General features: G+C 59.4%; 11 protein-coding genes and 1 pseudogene. 2 read left to right on the top strand and 10 right to left on the bottom strand.

Going from position 1 to position 13420, the window contains the following annotated elements:
- The first annotated feature begins 13 nt into the window (after positions 1-13).
- Entirely contained in the window at positions 14-1222 is a 1209-nt protein-coding gene (locus tag BLU78_RS01140; RefSeq protein WP_010259389.1) for a homoserine dehydrogenase, read from the top strand.
- A 42-nt stretch (positions 1223-1264) separates the two neighbouring features.
- Here BLU78_RS01140 and BLU78_RS01135 read toward each other — a convergent pair whose 3' ends face one another.
- From BLU78_RS01135 to BLU78_RS01125, 3 genes are all read right to left on the bottom strand, one after another.
- Positions 1265-2566, bottom strand: coding sequence for a fimbrillin family protein (locus BLU78_RS01135; RefSeq protein ID WP_010259387.1), 1302 nt, complete (start codon positions 2564-2566; stop codon positions 1265-1267).
- 72 nt (positions 2567-2638) lie between these two features.
- On the bottom strand, positions 2639-3841 hold the full coding sequence (locus BLU78_RS01130; RefSeq protein ID WP_010259385.1) for an MFS transporter: 1203 nt from the start codon (positions 3839-3841) through the stop codon (positions 2639-2641).
- Positions 3842-3941: 100 nt separating this feature from the next.
- On the bottom strand, positions 3942-5402 hold the full coding sequence (locus BLU78_RS01125) for a hypothetical protein (RefSeq protein ID WP_044106115.1): 1461 nt from the start codon (positions 5400-5402) through the stop codon (positions 3942-3944).
- A 233-nt stretch (positions 5403-5635) separates the two neighbouring features.
- Here BLU78_RS01125 and BLU78_RS01120 point away from each other — a divergent pair, with 233 nt between their 5' ends.
- Entirely contained in the window at positions 5636-6403 is a 768-nt protein-coding gene (locus BLU78_RS01120; protein WP_010259380.1) for a CDGSH iron-sulfur domain-containing protein, read from the top strand.
- A 36-nt stretch (positions 6404-6439) separates the two neighbouring features.
- On the opposite strand, the gene BLU78_RS14175 is transcribed toward BLU78_RS01120, so the two are convergent.
- The 7 genes and pseudogenes from BLU78_RS14175 to BLU78_RS01085 all read right to left on the bottom strand — a co-directional run bounded on the left by BLU78_RS14175 (position 6440) and on the right by BLU78_RS01085 (position 13352).
- A complete protein-coding gene (locus BLU78_RS14175) occupies positions 6440-7147 on the bottom strand; it encodes an SGNH/GDSL hydrolase family protein (RefSeq protein WP_231290717.1) in 708 nt (235 codons plus the stop codon).
- Between the two features lie 42 nt (positions 7148-7189).
- Positions 7190-7990: pseudogene (locus BLU78_RS14170) on the bottom strand (alpha/beta hydrolase); the annotation flags it as partial.
- A gap of 67 nt (positions 7991-8057) precedes the next feature.
- Positions 8058-9029 carry a flotillin-like protein FloA gene (floA, locus tag BLU78_RS01105; RefSeq protein ID WP_010259376.1) on the bottom strand — a complete coding sequence of 324 codons (972 nt, stop codon included), beginning with the start codon at positions 9027-9029 and terminating at the stop codon, positions 8058-8060.
- Positions 9030-9038: 9 nt separating this feature from the next.
- Positions 9039-9509 (bottom strand): NfeD family protein, encoded by a 471-nt coding sequence (locus BLU78_RS01100; protein ID WP_010259374.1) that lies wholly within the window; start codon positions 9507-9509, stop codon positions 9039-9041.
- 42 nt (positions 9510-9551) lie between these two features.
- Positions 9552-11099 (bottom strand): hypothetical protein, encoded by a 1548-nt coding sequence (locus BLU78_RS01095; protein ID WP_010259371.1) that lies wholly within the window; start codon positions 11097-11099, stop codon positions 9552-9554.
- A gap of 8 nt (positions 11100-11107) precedes the next feature.
- Complete coding sequence (locus tag BLU78_RS01090; protein WP_026020575.1) at positions 11108-12553, bottom strand: TrkH family potassium uptake protein; 1446 nt, start codon at positions 12551-12553, stop codon at positions 11108-11110.
- A 4-nt stretch (positions 12554-12557) separates the two neighbouring features.
- Positions 12558-13352: a hypothetical protein gene (locus BLU78_RS01085; protein ID WP_010259366.1), complete on the bottom strand. Its 795-nt coding sequence runs from the start codon at positions 13350-13352 to the stop codon at positions 12558-12560.
- Between the last annotated feature and the right edge of the window lie 68 nt (positions 13353-13420).

The raw sequence follows: 13420 nt of genomic DNA, 5'->3' as shown, positions 1-13420 counted from the left end.
AACCAGATACCTTATGAGCAAAATCAAAATCGGACTGTTCGGCTTCGGCGTCGTCGGACAGGGCATCTACGAAGTGGTGCGCAAATCGAAAAACGCCCACGCGGAGATCGTGAAAATCTGCGTCCGCGACCCTAAAAAGCCGCGAAAGATCGCCGTGGACCCGTCGCTTTTCACCACCTCGGTAGACGAAATCCTCGATAACCCCAGCATCAATCTGGTCGTCGAGGTCATCGACGACGCCCGGGCAGCCTACGACATCGTGAAACGGGCCCTGCTGCGGGGCATTCCGGTCGTGTCGGGCAGCAAGACGATGCTGGCCCGAAACCTCCCGGAGCTGATCGAGATCCAGAAAACCCGCAACGTGGCGCTGCTCTACGACGCTTCGTCCTGCGGTTCTATTCCCGTGATCCGCAACCTCGAGGAGTATTACGACAACGACCTGCTGCTGGAGGTGAAAGGCATCCTGAACGGCTCGTCGAACTATATACTTTCGCGGGTCTTCGACCACAAGGACTCCTATGCCAGCGCACTGGCGCAGGCGCAAGCGCTGGGCTTCGCCGAGAGCGATCCCTCGTTCGACATCGAGGGCTACGACTCGCTGTTCAAACTGGTCATCATCACGGTACACGCCCTGGGAACCTACGTCGCCCCGGACCGCATCTTCACCTACGGCATCTCGACGATCCACGATTCGGATATTCAGTACGCCCGTGAGAAAAACGTGAAAATCAAACTGGTAGCCCAGGTGGTGAAAGTCAGCGACCGGCACTTCACGATGTTCGTCATGCCGGAGTTCGTGACGCCCGCGAAATACATTTACAGCGTCGACGACGAGTACAACGGCGTGGTGATCCGCGGAGAATGCTACGACCGTCAGTTCATGTTCGGCAAAGGTGCGGGAAGCCTGCCCACGGCCTCGTCGATCCTGAGCGACATCATGGCGCGGCTGAACAACTACCGCTACGAGTACAAGAAGATGAATTACATCGAAAAACCCGACTACACGACCGACATCACGCTGAAAATCTATGCCCGCTACAAGGAGACCGAAGTGCAGAAGATCCTGAACTTCTCGAAGATACACGAGCAGTTCACCAGCGAGGAGAGCAACTACGTGATCGGCGACATTCTGCTGAGCGAGCTGCTCGAAAAGCGGTCGCAGCTCTCGGGCAAGGATGTCTTCCTGGCCAACATCCCGATCTTCTTCCTGAACCGCGACTAAGCGCAAACAGAAGGTCCCGCCAAACGGCGGGACCTTCTGTTTTCAATCCTTCACGCAGCGAAGCGGGAAAAAGTACCCGGTCAGCATATCTTTGATGGCAGGCGCCGAATCTTCCGAGTAGGAGAGACACCGGACCCGGTCCGCACCGGAGGGATCGCCGCCGAGCAGATATCCTCTGGAACTATCGCCGTAACCGTTTTCATTCCGGAATCCGGCGTAGTCGAGAAAACCGTCGGGCCGCTCGGCCGCGATCAGCGACTCGAATTCCGCAGCGGTGGGAAGATGCCACCCGGCGGGACAGATGCCCTGCACGGGCGCACCTCCGGTCGTCGAAACGCCGCCCGTTGCCGTGGCATAGTTGTAGAGCATCCCCGCGGAGAGCCCCGACTGGGAAGGCCACATATCCGTTCCCTCCACCGCTCCCGCTGGCTTATAGCGCAGGTTTTCAGCCATCCACACCCGCCCGCCGATCTTCGCCGTGGGGTAGGTGTCATCCCCGTAAGTCAACTCCCCGGTATCGTCGCCGCCACCGTCACCGAGCGACCCGCCGTCGCCCCAATCGCTGACATCGCCGCTCAGCGAAACGGAGATATCGACATTGGTCACCGTGACCGACATATCGTATTGTTTGCCGCTCTCGAGCAACGCCGCGGCAATGGTCTTGCTGTGACTCTTACCATCGGATGTTCCGACCGTGACGGTCAGCGCCGCCTGCTGGGGAACCAAGATTACGCGGTAGGATTTGCCGGGCGTCATCTCGAAAGCCCTGACTTCCTCCACAGCAGCACCCGCCTTGGCCGCGGCCGTCGGAACGGTCAGGTCCACGGTCGCCGTCGGCACGAGCCCGCCCACGGAGACGGACGCGACCGCCGCTTCGGAATTGTTCGTAATGACAATGGTAAGTTGCGACATCAGGTGGTAGAAAACCATGCCCACCGGGGCGCTCCCGGGCGTCACATCGCGTTTCACGGCTCCCAGCAGGTCGGAGGATGCATATCCGCCGGTCTGATCCGCCGCCACGGAAAACTCCGCAGGCACTCCCGCAGAGGAGTAGGGATGATAAGCCGTGAGCGTCGACGTCTCGTTCAGGTTGTTATACCACAGCAGCCCCGAACCCGAAAAAGCCGAACCCTCGTAGGTCATCGGATGGTTCGTGACATAGGCGTCGGCCCCTTTGAGAATGCTTAGTCCAACCTGATCCCCGGAGTCGAAATGAAGCCCCGTCACACGGGTTTTGATCGTCGGCGTAATTTTTACGGACGGATGCGCATTCTGTTTTTCGGCACAGCCGGACATAGCGGCGCTTACGGCCAGGACAGCCGCGAGTAAAATTCTGTTCATCATATAAAAAGTTTTATTTGCTTGCAACCTTTTAGCACAAAAATAAAACTTTTTACATCATTTCAAAACTTATAGTCAGCTTTTGTAATACGACTCGTCGAGTCCGAGCGTGAAATTCCCGCGGCGGCGCCACGTGACGAGAGCCACGACAAGCACCAGTGCGGCGTTGAAAAAGAACGGAAACCGGTCGCTGTGGGTGTGGAACAAGTGCCGGAACAAATCCACGATAAAGGGGCAAACCATCACGGCCAGGTAGTTCATCGCCATGACAAACGACAGCGCAAGGGTCGCCGAGCGGGGCGGAGCGATGGTAGCGGCCTTGTCGTAAACGACGGGCTGCATCACCCCGTAGCCGAATCCCGTGAGCAGGGCCCCGACGACGAGCATCGCCTTGCCGCGGAAAATCCCGACGCACAGCAGTCCCGCGCAGACCAGCCCCAGCGACACGAGGTTGACATTCCGTTTCAGCAGGCCGATGATCCGGTCGATGAAGAGCCCCGGCAGCATGATCGCCAGGAAGAACAGCGAGATCAGCACCCCCGAGAAAGAGCTGTCGATCTTGTAGTCGTCGATCAGAAACGAGGCGTAGAACGCCACGGCCAGCACGGCGTAGGTGACGAAGAAGTAGAACAGCATCAGCCCTGCCAGCTTGCCGCGGTCGATGCGCTTGTGGCGCAGCTGAATGCTCTGCTCGGGTTCGGGGTCCGAACGCCGCCGTTTGAGGAAGAACGAGAGCGCCAGCGAGATGCCCGGCAGGGTGTAGACCAGAAAGGGGAGGTGCCAATCGACATCGGCCAGGTAGCCCGTGACCACGGTGGCTATCACGAGCGTCAGGTTGTTGATCGCCGAGCTGTAACCCAGCTGCCGGACGCGGTAATCGCCCGTAAAATAATCGACAACGAGACCCGTCGAAAAGGGAATGACCATCCCGGCCCCGATGCCGAGGATACAGCTGATGACGATCAGCCACGTCATGCTACGGGCAAAGAGGCACGCCACGCCGCTCAGGAAGAAGATCGAGAGCCCGACGATCAGGATCGTGAGTTTGTCGCGGCCTTCGGAGAGCTTTCCCGAGAGCAGCACGAAGGGGATTATCAGCAGCGAGGGCAGCGACGTGAGCATCTGTATCTCGAGGTCGGTGACCTTGGGAAACACCTTGTTCAGGTCGCCCAAAATGGGGGATATGGCCAGTCCGGGCAGCGAAGCGATGGCCGACACGGACCAGATGGCCAGCAGGACGACAAGCGATATGGAACCTTTTCCTGTATTGATTTTCATGGCCGGGGATTTTTAGTATCCCGCCCCGCAACAGTTATACCAAACAAAACGGGCCGGCGACATGGCCGGCCCGACGGTTGGGTTTCTTCGTAAGTTTGCGTTACTCCACTTTTACGCAGCGCACCTGCATACCGTTGGCGCGACGCTGCGGCGTATTGTTCTGAACCCCGCTGTTTGCCGGGTCAGCCTTGTCGAACCAGAAATAGAAGGCCGAGGATTGGGTTCCGGCAACCGTCCCGGTCGTCCAATAATACCCGACCCAGGGCTGGTTGTAGAGGGCCGAACTGCGGACCTGCTTATCAATGGGCGTCGGATAGAAATTCTGGATGCTTCCGCCGCCCTGCGTGTCGTTCTCCTGCGTATGCCGGTAGATGCGGCGTCCTGCACCGATAAACAGCGACTCGTTACCGTTCTCACCCAGCGTCCAGCCGAACTTGTCCGCATCGCCCGCCGCGGGAGCTCCGACAATCGACAAATCGTTGAAAGCCGCCGCGGGAGCCACGCGCCAGCCGTAGGGGCAGGGGTCGTTGACGGTCTTCGTATCGCCCCAGAGGTCGTCGGAATGGGCGCTCCACAGCCAGTCGTACTCCGAACCGGAGACACCTACGATAAACGTCAGCGGATTCCGCACGGCGTAGTCCATCGTTCCGGCTTCGGCACTCGAAACCTCGGTCTTCATGTAGACGCGGCTACCGCCCCCGTTGTACATGCTGGCCGACGCGCCGTTGGCGGCGTTATACGAACTCGGGCCGATGAACGGGTCCTTGCGGCCCCACTGGTAGTAAAGTCCGTAGGAGGCGAGAATCTTCTCGGCCGTCGAATTGTCATTGGCCAGCGCACCAAGATTGCGGTTCATCATCGCATAGCCGTTGAAAACAACCTGATTTTCCGTTTTTTCAGGGTCGTAGTTCACGGCCCAGATGTGCCAGCTCCAGATCAGCGTGCCGCCGGCGTCGTAGGCGCCGATCACGGCGTTGCCCTCTTTGATCTTCTTCTCGTCGTCGCTGTCGGCCCCCACATAGAACGACACCTTGCCGTCCTCCCGGAGTTCCGTATACTGGATCAGCCCCGACTTGCTCTGCCACACCACATCCACCGATGCCGGAAGCACCGCCATAATGTCGCCCCGGTGCATGGCGCTGATCAGGTAGTTATGATCCGGCTTGCTGACAATATAGCTGTTAGCGGGCTTACCGCTCAGGTCCTTGCTCTCGACCACTCCCACGAAGAGCGTCGCCGAGACCGACGAACCGCCCTTGGGAGTCCCGGCCAGCACCAGCGAACCGGTCCTTACCTCGTCGTCGTCGAACGTAGCGGGGGCCGTGATCGTCAGGGTTTGCGCCGCAACGTCGATCGTCGGTTCGGCCCAGCCCGTAGGTTTGTTGGTCACCGAGAGATTCTGGAGGTTGACGGACTTGAAGCCCACCGTTACGGTCTGGCCCGCCGACAGGAATACGGCCGGGGAGTTGAACGAGAGACTGCCCGACTCCTTGTCCTTGCTGCACGAAGCGAAAAATACGATGGCCGCGACAGCGCAAACCAACCCTGCGAATCTTTTCATATAGCTCATTTTATCTTATTTCAGTTTCAAAATCAGTTGCAAAGATAATAAAAATCGGACGGCTGCAAAACCGAATCGCGCACGGTCCGGCAAAACTTTCCGCCCTCTAAAAGTGCCGTTACGGCACCAAAGATACCAAAAAGCGGGATAATTCCTACAAGCCCGTTCCAAATAATTGCATTTGGGAACAATTATTGCCACCGGTTCACTAACGAATCAGAAACGCATATAGTATGTCGAAATTGAAAATCGAGACGGGAAGTTCCCCCGCCGGAGAACGTTTCAGTATCACCGTGACCGAAAAAGGGCCCTATCTGGTCTACGGACGCCCGCCGCTGGCCGAGCAGTTCATCATGCCCAACGAGAACAACGAGAGCTGGTATTTCCAGGAGGGCCGCCACTTCTCGACCGAGGCCGAACCCACGGCGCTCTGCCGCTGCGGGGCGTCTCAGCGCAAGCCCTACTGCGACGGGAGCCACGAAAAGGCCATGTGGGACCCGACTCTCACGGCGCATTCCGAGCCGCTGCTCGACAAGGCCGAGGTGATCGAAGGGGGCACGCTCGACATGACCGACAACCCCAAATACTGCGTCTTCGCGCGCTTCTGCCACCCGGAGGGCGATGCATGGTCGCTCACCGAGCAATCGTCCGCCCCCGAAGCGCGCCGGATGGCGATCCGCGAGGCGTCGATGTGCCCCGGCGGCCGGCTCACGGCGTGGGACAAAAGTTCGGGAAAACCCTTCGAATTCCGCTTCGAACCCAGTCTCGGACTGATCGAGGATGTCACCATCGGCAGCAGCGGCGGGCTGTGGATTCGCGGCGGCATCGCCCTGCGGCGCGAGACGGGCAAAACCTACGAAATCCGCAACCGCGTGGTCGTCTGCCGCTGCGGGCAGTCGGCGAACAAGCCCTACTGCGACGGCACGCACGCCGCGATCAAATGGCGCGACAACCTCGAAGGGGAACCTGTCGGCGAAACGCTTCCCGAGGAGGTTTATTAAACGGAAACGAGAGCCCGCAAAGGCTCTCGTTTTCGTTTACTCCATCGCCCCGCTCCAGGCGGCGGCTTCGATCCAGCAGTCGGCCATCCGGCGGTGGCAGGCGGGCGTGGGGTGGATGCCGTCCCACACCCAGTAGGTCGCGTCGCCGTTCGGCAGCGCCGTTTCGAGGCCGGCAACCAGCCGGTGGAACGGCACGAGGGCCGCGCCGTAATCGGCGGCAATCCGTTCGATCACCGCACAGCACTGTGCCAGCAGTTGTTGCCGCAGGGGATAATATTCGCCTTGAATCCCCTCGACAACCGCCCCGGAAGGTGCGGCGAACGGCGTGCAGAGCAGGATTTTCAGGTCGGGATTCGCCCGCCGGGCCTCGTCGAGCAGGCGGCGGTAGGTTTTCTCCCAGCCTGCGAAATCGAACTCCGGTTTCGCCGCACCGCCGGTCATCAGCCCGTGCAGATAACGCCATACGTCGTTCGTGCCGACCAGCACCGACAGCACGTCGGGACGCAGATCCACGACATCCTCCTGCCAGCGGTCCGCGAGTTCACCGAGCGTATTGCCGCCCACACCGCGGTTGAAGAACAGATAACCGCGTTCCGGGAAATAACCTTGATAATAGGTGGCGCACAAATACATATAACCGCTGCCGTAGAGGTGGTTACGGTCCCAGAGATTCCGGTCGGACGAGCGTTTGCCGTCGCCTTTGCCCCAGTTGCCGTCGGTGATCGAATCACCGATGAAGACCACCCGCCGTCCCGTTGCGACAGCCACCGCTTCCGGAGGAATCTGCCGCTGGAAATAGCGGTGGAAAAAGAGCACCTGATAGGGGAGCGAGTTGGACCAGTAGGCCGAGTTGTGCTCCCCGGGACGCGTCAGGAAATCGTGGCTCACGCCGCGCCGCATCAGCTTCTCGTGCAGGTTCACATTCACCTGATAGAAGAAATCCTGATAGCCGCAGTCGATCACGAGGGCCAGTTCGCCGTCGCGAAGCCCGTCCGCCTGATTGATGATCGTATGTGCATCCCAGCGTTCGGGATTCTCTTTCAGTTCACCCAACTGTTTTTTCATCTCCCACGAATCGGGGAAAGGGCGGATGTCCACGCCTCCCGAGGTCGAACCTGCGGCCCCGAAGCGGTCCTTATGGCGCAAAGCCGTCCACAAAGCGCCGTGACCACCCATGCTGAGGCCCGTGATGGCACGTCCCTCGCGCGAGGGGATCGTCAGGTAGTGCGCATCGATCCAGTCGGGGAACTCCTGCGACACGAAGGTTTCGAACTGCGACGCGGGATCGAGGGGGCTGTCCCAATACCAGCTGTTCTCGCCGTCGGGGCAGGCGATGATCATGCCGTAAGCGTCGGCCAGCGGGCGCAGGTCCGTGACATCTCGCTGCCAGGTCATGTGCGAGCCGCTGTAACCGTGCAACAGGTAAAGGACGGGCATACGCTGCCCGATACCGGCATCGGGCACCACGACCAGCGCCGGAATGTCGCGCTGCATCTTCGCACTGAAAACCGCCACGGTGTCGATCCGGGCCGCAGAGACGGTCGCCGCGGCAAGGAGGAAGCAGAGAATCAAAAAGTATCTTTTCATAGCGTTCGGAATATTTCACAAAAAAGGGCGCGCACGACGCGCACCCCTGATAACAAATCCCTCGGAGTTATTTCTTCTCCGGTTTCGCAATGGTCTCGCGCATCTGCGTATCGGCCATGATATTCTTCATCTTGTAGTAGTCCATGATACCCAGGTTGCCGTTGCGAAAGGCTTCGGCCATGGCCAGCGGCACCTCGGCTTCGGCGAGGATCACCTTGGCGCGGGCGTCCTGCGCCTTGGCCTTGTTCTCCTGCTCGAGAGCCACGGCCATTGCACGACGCTCCTCGGCTTTCGCCTGAGCGATGTTCTTGTCGGCCTGCGCCTGATCCATCTGCAGCTGCGCCCCGATGTTCTTGCCCACGTCGATATCGGCGATGTCGATCGAGAGTATCTCGAAAGCCGTTCCTGCATCGAGGCCCTTTTCGAGCACTACGCGCGAGATCGAATCGGGATTCTCGAGCACGATCTTGTGCGACGCCGCCGAACCGATCGACGAAACGATGCCCTCGCCGACACGCGCCAGCACGGTCTCCTCACCGGCTCCGCCGACCAGCTGTTTGATGTTGGCACGCACCGTAACGCGGGCCTTGGCGATCAACTGAATACCGTCCTTGGCCACGGCGGCTACGGGAGGCGTATTGATGACTTTCGGATTCACGGACATCTGCACGGCCTCGAACACGTCGCGGCCCGCCAGGTCGATGGCCGTCGCCATTTTGAAGTCCAGCAGGATATTGGCCTTCTGCGCCGAAACGAGGGCATGCACCACGCTCGTAACGTTACCGCCGGCGAGATAGTGGGCCTCCAGTTCGTTGGGATTGAGCGAAAGACCTGCCTTCGTGCTCTCGATCATCGAGGAGACGATCACCGAGGGCGGCACCTTGCGCCAACGCATCAGGACGAGTTGCAGCAGGCTGATGCGTACCCCCGACACCAAAGCCGAGAACCACAGTCCCACCGGGATGAAGTAGAAGAGGAGCCAGATCGCAAAAAGGCTCACAAAGACGATCAATACGATCATTCCTGCCTGTAAATCCATAGTGTAGTGTTATTTGATAGTTTTTACGATAACGCTGAAATTCTCGAAGCCCACGACCTCGATATCGCGCTGCGGGTCGACATAGGCCCCGAGCGACTTGGCCTCGTAGGTGCGTCCGCCGATCTCGACCTTGCCCATGGGCGAGAGGCGCGAGAGGGTCACGCCGCGGTCGCCGACCTGCAACTCCTCGGCGGGCATGACGGGCGTGCTCGACGAACGGATTTCCTGTTTGAGCGAGAACCGCTGCCACGTCTTCGCCCGCAGGGAAATGACCGTGGCGACGAGCGACAGCACCAGAATAATGACGATGACCAGGATTCCCGCCCCGGTCCCGAAATCGCGGAAAGCGAGGTAGACCGAACTTCCGTAGCAGACCAGCGCCAGCAGGGCGCCGATCGACACGCCGGGCAGCAGGACGAGTTCGGCCACCAAGAACAGCAGGCCGAAGAAAATGAGCAGTACGATATAGAATATCTCCATAAGGCTGTATAATATTGCAATAAAGATAGGGAAATTTTTCGGTTATTCCGCTATCTCCGCGACTTTTATTTCCAATGCGGCGTCCGTTTGCCGTATGGCGTCGGCCAAACGGTCGGCAACGGCCTTGTCGTCGAACGACCCGATGATAAAGAGCTGCTGGCCCACGCGCGACAGCTCATAGCCCTCGGCCGTGGCGGCGATCAGCTGCTTCACTTCGTCCGACAGGGCGTCGGTCCCGGTGATTTCAACCCGATAGAGGAGCTTCTGCGAATCGGGTTCGAGCGACAGGTTACGGTACGCACCGTCGGTCCACACCACAATCTCGGGCCGCACGAAGCCGCGCTTTTTCAGCAATGCCTGCGCCGCTTCGGCCTCGTCCAGCGTGGCGAAGCCGCCCGTATAGTAGCACCACTTGCCGGCGTCGTTCACCAGATAGAAGAGCGGATAGGCCCCCCGGAACGTCGCCGCGGCGCGCTTGGTGTTGTAGGTCCCCAGCAGGATGCGGTAAATCGTGCCGTTGGCGTAGACCTTGCATTCGGGAATCGGATGCTGATAGGAATATTTCGGCGTCGACGAGAACGCCACGCTGTCATAGTCGAGGAAATAGCGTTCGGCAACATCGACCCGCGGCAGGCGGTAATCGATCGCCTCCAACTGCGCCGCCACGCCTCTCAGCGAGTCGCGCGCGGCGTCCAGCGCCAGCACCCCGGCCACCGAAGCCTCATAATCGACGATTACCCGCTTGCGCAGCAGGTAGTCCGCCACGGCGTCCGAAGCCGTCTCGCCATGCAGTGCCGACAACTGCCGCGCGGCCTCCGAAAGCGCCTCCTCCTCACGGGCGAGAATATCCTCCTTGCCCATCTTGTCGAGCAGGTAGCCGTAGGCGTAATTCTTATTGTCGAAGATATAATTCCACGTCGCGGCCAGCGAGTCGGCCAGCACGCGATTCATCCCCTCCAATGCCCGGTAACGTTCGTAAATCTCCACCGCCTCGGCTTCGGCCTGCACCGCGGCGTAGGATTCGGCCAGCTCGGAGAGCGTTCCGTAGTTGGCGAAATAGCGGTTGATATAATCCACGGCCCGCATCTCCAATTTCTGGGCATTGCGCAGGGCCGCATAGTCCTCGGGCGAGAGGTGTTCGCGGAAATAGAGATTGTCCACCAGGTTGCGAACCTTCAGCGAATCGGGCACCGCCGCTGCGGGATCGCTCCCAACAGGCCCTACCGGCCGCTGTGCCGCACCGTCCAGGTTGGCCAGAACCCACTCCTGCTCGATGGTGTTGATGCGGTCGATCAGACGCCCCTTGGCATTGCGGATCTCGAAAATCCGGCTCTCCAGCTGCAATATCTCCTGCGAAAACTCCTGACGCCGCGAGGGGTCCTCGCGCAACCGCCGGCGCATGCGCTCCACGGCGTTCACGATCGAATCCTCGCGTATCTGCAACCGGGCATCCTCCTTCAGCAACGACATGTACTCTGCATTGCCTTCCAGCCCGGCGATGCGGGCCTCGACCTTCGGCTGCTGGGCGTGCAGCGTGCCGACAGCCAGAAAAGCCGCCCCCAGCGCATATATGAAAACCTTGCGAAACATAGCTTGGGTCATTTCCACCATTTAATGAAAAAAATCTGTATCAGTCCGAAAATCTCCAGACGCCCCAACAGCATCAGCAGCGAGTTGGAAAACTTGAATGCCGTGGGCATCGCCGAGAAATTATCCATCGAGCCGACCTCCCCGAATCCGGGCCCGACATTGCCCATCGAGGCCACGGAGCCCGTGAAGCTGGTCGTCAGGTCAACGCCCAGCACCGTACCGAAGACCGTGCCGGCAAGAATGAACATCAGGTAGGTGACGATGAAGATCATCACCGCATGCAACGCCTCGTTCTCCTGGATCACGCCGTCGAGTTTGATGCGGATGATGGCGTTGGGGTGCTGCTGCTGGCGCAGACGCGTACGCATCATCTTTCCGGCCAGCACCAGCCGGTTGATTTTGATACCGCCCGCCGTAGAGCCCGCACAGGCGCAGACGATCGATCCGAAAATCAGCAGAATGACCGCGAACGAGGTCCACGTATTGGAATCGGCCGTGGCGAATCCCGTGGTGGTCACCACCGATACGAACTGAAACATCGCATAGCGGAACGAGGCCGTCAGCGTGGGGTAGAGGTCCGCGGCATAGAGGCTTACGGCGATCAGCACACCCCCGGCCAGCAACATTCCCAGATACCAGCGCGTCACCTCCGAACGGAAAATGTTGTTGCGCTTGCCGGTCACCGTGGCGTAAATCAGCCCGAAATGAATACCGGCCGTGGCCATCGTGAAGATCAGGATCGTATCGATCATCGGGCTGTTGAAATAGGCCACGCTGGCATTCTTGGTCGAGAATCCGCTCGTGGCGCAGGCCGACATGGCGTGGCACAGCGAATCGAACCAGTTCATACCCGCCATTTTGAGCATCACGGTCGAAAGGATCGTCAGCCCCACGTAGACCACCAACAATATCTGCACGATGATCTGCGAACGGTAGCGGTAGTTGTCCTTGGCCATCGTCGAGAGCTCCACGTTGGAGAGCATCATCTTGCTGCGGCCCATCGACGGCAGGACCACCAGCGCGAACATCACCACACCCATACCGCCGATCCAGGTCGACGACATGCGCCAGAACTGCAATCCGCGCGGCAGGGCCTCGACGTCGTTCAGGATCGTCGATCCGGTGGTCGTGAGCCCCGAGACGCTTTCGAACCAGGCGTTGACCAGCGAGAACTCCCCGCCCCAGATCAGATAGGGGAACATCGACACTACGCAGGCCACGAGCCACGCCCCCACGACGATGCAGAATCCCTCCTTGTTGGTGATCTGCTCGCGTTTTTCGACGAAGATCAGCGGGAAAGCCCCCAGCAGGGCCGTGAGCAGCGAGGAGAGCAACAGGGGATAGAATGCCGAATCCATACCGCTGAGGTAGGAAATTCCCGCCGAGAGCAGCATGAACATCGCAATGAAGAGCATCACGACTCCTACATATCGTAAAACCACATCTACCCGCATGGCATCAGGCTTTGTTCTGCTTGGAAAGGTTTATAAGCGTCTCTATCTTTTCTTTGAGGTCCAGCACCTCGTCTTTGAAGTCGCCTTTGACGGCAAACGGCACGCGGAACGCGATCCAGTCGCCCAGTCCCTTGTTCATCCGTTCGATGGGCGTCACGCAGTAGATCGACATGAAATAGAAGAGCATCAGCACGATGGCAATCATCACCGCCAGCGAGATCAGCACCGGTGTAACGGCCCGATAGGCGTTCTTCTTCATCTGTTCGGCACGCGGCACCAACGAACTCTGCGTCGAGGTCATGTAACTCTTAATGGCGGCGGTCAGACGGCCGTAGAGCACCTGGTATTCGTCGCTGTACCACCGGCTGCCGAGCGAGTCGGCCCGGTTCGGAGCCGCCGGAGCGGCCACCGGATTTCCGACGCCTCCGAAAGCGAGGTAGTTGTCCGTCAGCAGACGCAGCTCGGTCGTGGCGAAAGCCAGCGAATCGAGAAACGATTTCTCGAGGGCCTCGTTCTGGGCCACCAGCAGCGTATTTTCGAGCCGTTCCATACTGGCGCGGCAAAGGCTGTCGCACGACCGGTCGCCGAAGACCGAAAGTTTGATGAGCGCAATGTTCTGCTCGTGGGCCGCGTCGAGCATCTCCTTGGCCAGCTCGATGTTGCGTTTGTTGGCTTTGAGAATCTCGCCCGTATCGCGGCTCAGGTGGCTCAGCTCGAGAAACGAGACCATACCCGAAAAAAACAGCAGGCAGACGATGCTCAGAAACCCGACCGTCACCCGTTTGCGCATACCCGTCATAACTCCATTATTTAACGTTCCTGCAAATATAGTGAAAGGTGAACGCAAAGCCAAACGAGTTTGGACTT

Source organism: Alistipes timonensis JC136, from assembly GCF_900107675.1.
GTDB lineage: Bacteria > Bacteroidota > Bacteroidia > Bacteroidales > Rikenellaceae > Alistipes > Alistipes timonensis.
The sequence above is the reverse complement of the archived record's forward strand: the minus strand, read 5'-3'. Positions and strand labels throughout refer to the sequence as shown.

What these genes read in the sequence shown, in the direction of transcription:
- BLU78_RS01100 (WP_010259374.1), bottom strand. Translation starts at nt 9,509, where the DNA reads ATGGAGATATTCTATATCGTACTGCTCATTTTCTTCGGCCTGCTGTTC.
- BLU78_RS01140 (WP_010259389.1), top strand. Translation starts at nt 14, where the DNA reads ATGAGCAAAATCAAAATCGGACTGTTCGGCTTCGGCGTCGTCGGACAG.
- BLU78_RS01135 (WP_010259387.1), bottom strand. Translation starts at nt 2,566, where the DNA reads ATGATGAACAGAATTTTACTCGCGGCTGTCCTGGCCGTAAGCGCCGCT.
- BLU78_RS01090 (WP_026020575.1), bottom strand. Translation starts at nt 12,553, where the DNA reads ATGCGGGTAGATGTGGTTTTACGATATGTAGGAGTCGTGATGCTCTTC.
- BLU78_RS01095 (WP_010259371.1), bottom strand. Translation starts at nt 11,099, where the DNA reads ATGTTTCGCAAGGTTTTCATATATGCGCTGGGGGCGGCTTTTCTGGCT.
- BLU78_RS01125 (WP_044106115.1), bottom strand. Translation starts at nt 5,402, where the DNA reads ATGAAAAGATTCGCAGGGTTGGTTTGCGCTGTCGCGGCCATCGTATTT.
- BLU78_RS01120 (WP_010259380.1), top strand. Translation starts at nt 5,636, where the DNA reads ATGTCGAAATTGAAAATCGAGACGGGAAGTTCCCCCGCCGGAGAACGT.
- BLU78_RS01085 (WP_010259366.1), bottom strand. Translation starts at nt 13,352, where the DNA reads ATGACGGGTATGCGCAAACGGGTGACGGTCGGGTTTCTGAGCATCGTC.
- BLU78_RS01130 (WP_010259385.1), bottom strand. Translation starts at nt 3,841, where the DNA reads ATGAAAATCAATACAGGAAAAGGTTCCATATCGCTTGTCGTCCTGCTG.
- floA (WP_010259376.1), bottom strand. Translation starts at nt 9,029, where the DNA reads ATGGATTTACAGGCAGGAATGATCGTATTGATCGTCTTTGTGAGCCTT.